Origin of the sequence: Arthrobacter sp. HMWF013 (assembly GCF_003061105.1) — a bacterium.
Lineage (GTDB): Bacteria > Actinomycetota > Actinomycetes > Actinomycetales > Micrococcaceae > Arthrobacter.
This window is the reverse complement of sequence record NZ_QAIQ01000505.1, coordinates 1-1,328: the sequence shown is the minus strand read 5'-3', so window position 1 is coordinate 1,328 and position 1,328 is coordinate 1. Positions and strand designations below refer to the sequence as shown.

Sequence of the window (1,328 nt, the reverse complement as noted above, 5' to 3'; positions counted from 1 at the left end):
CGTCGTCGCGGCGTCCGGCCAGGGCCTCGCCGACGATTTCTTCCGAGGCCCCGCCGGAGTAGACGTCGGCGGTGTCGATGAAGTTGACGCCGGCGTCGAGGGCGCGGTGGATGATGCGGGTGGAATCGGCGTGGTCGTCATTGCCCCAGGGTCCGAACATCATCGCGCCGAGGCAGAGGGGGCTGACCTGCACGCCGGTGCGGCCGAGTGGGCGGTATTCCATAGGTGGTGCTTTCTGTGGTTACGGGCGGACGAGTACTTTGAGCGCTTCGCGGTCGGCCATGGCCTGGTAGCCGGCAGGAACCTCGTCCATGCCGATGGTGCGGTCGAAGACTTTGCCCGGTTCGATGGTGCCGTCGAGCACGAGAGGCAGGAGTTCCTCGATATACGCCCTGGCGGGTGCGACCCCGCCGGTGAGCGTGATGTTGCGCATGAACTCCCGGAATCCCAGCGGAACTTCGGAGAACTGCGGCGCGCCGACGCGGCTGATGACGCCGCCATCGCGGACCACGCCGATCGCCATCTCGATCGCGGGCTTCAGGCCCACGGCTTCGAGTACGGCATGCGTTCCGTCGCCGTTGGTGAGTTCCCTGACCTTGGCGATGCCTTCCTCGCCGCGTTCGGCGACGACATCGGTGGCACCGAATTCGCGGCCCAGTTCGGTGCGGCCATGGTGGCGCCCCATGAGGATGATGCGCGAGGCGCCCAGCATCTTGGCGGAGATGACTGCGCAGAGGCCGACGGCGCCGTCACCGATCACGGTGACCGTCTCGCCGGGTCGGATGCCGGCCTTCCTGGCCGCGTGGTAGCCGGTCGACATGACGTCGGAGAGGCTCAGCAGTGAGGGGATGAGGTTCTCGTCGAAGCCGGCGGGGACCACGACAAGGGTTCCCGCTGCCTGCGGGACACGGGCGAATTCGCCCTGTCCGCCGTCGTCGTGGCCGCCCCAGTGGGCGCCGTGGCGGCAGGAGGTCTGCAGGCCTTCCCTGCAGAAGTCGCAGGTGCCGTCGGAGGCCACGAATGGTGCGATGACAAAGTCACCAACGCTCAGGCCGGTTACCTCTGAGCCGAGTTCCTCGACGATGCCGACGAATTCGTGGCCCATGCGGGCGCCTTCGGCGGATGCAGGTTTGGCGGCGTAGGGCCACAGGTCGCTGCCGCAGATGCAGCCGGCGACGATGCGCACGATCGCGTCGGTGGGCTCCTGGATGGCGGGGTTAGGGACGGTTTCGACGCGCACGTCGCCGGCGCCGTACATCAGTGCTGCTCGCATGTCTGGGATTCCTTACTGGTTGTGGGCCGGTTTCCAGTGAACACCGGTTATGGCC

General features: G+C 67.2%; 2 protein-coding genes. Both read right to left on the bottom strand.

Going from position 1 to position 1,328, the window contains the following annotated elements:
• Window positions 1-223: aldo/keto reductase (locus DBR22_RS17775; RefSeq protein WP_146187556.1), on the bottom strand; the 223-nt coding region annotated here is incomplete at its 3' end.
• An 18-nt stretch (window positions 224-241) separates the two neighbouring features.
• Complete coding sequence (locus tag DBR22_RS17770; protein WP_108600110.1) at window positions 242-1,273, bottom strand: zinc-dependent alcohol dehydrogenase family protein; 1,032 nt, start codon at window positions 1,271-1,273, stop codon at window positions 242-244.
• Window positions 1,274-1,328 lie beyond the last annotated feature (55 nt).

What these genes read in the sequence shown, in the direction of transcription:
- DBR22_RS17770 (WP_108600110.1), bottom strand. Translation starts at nt 1,273, where the DNA reads ATGCGAGCAGCACTGATGTACGGCGCCGGCGACGTGCGCGTCGAAACC.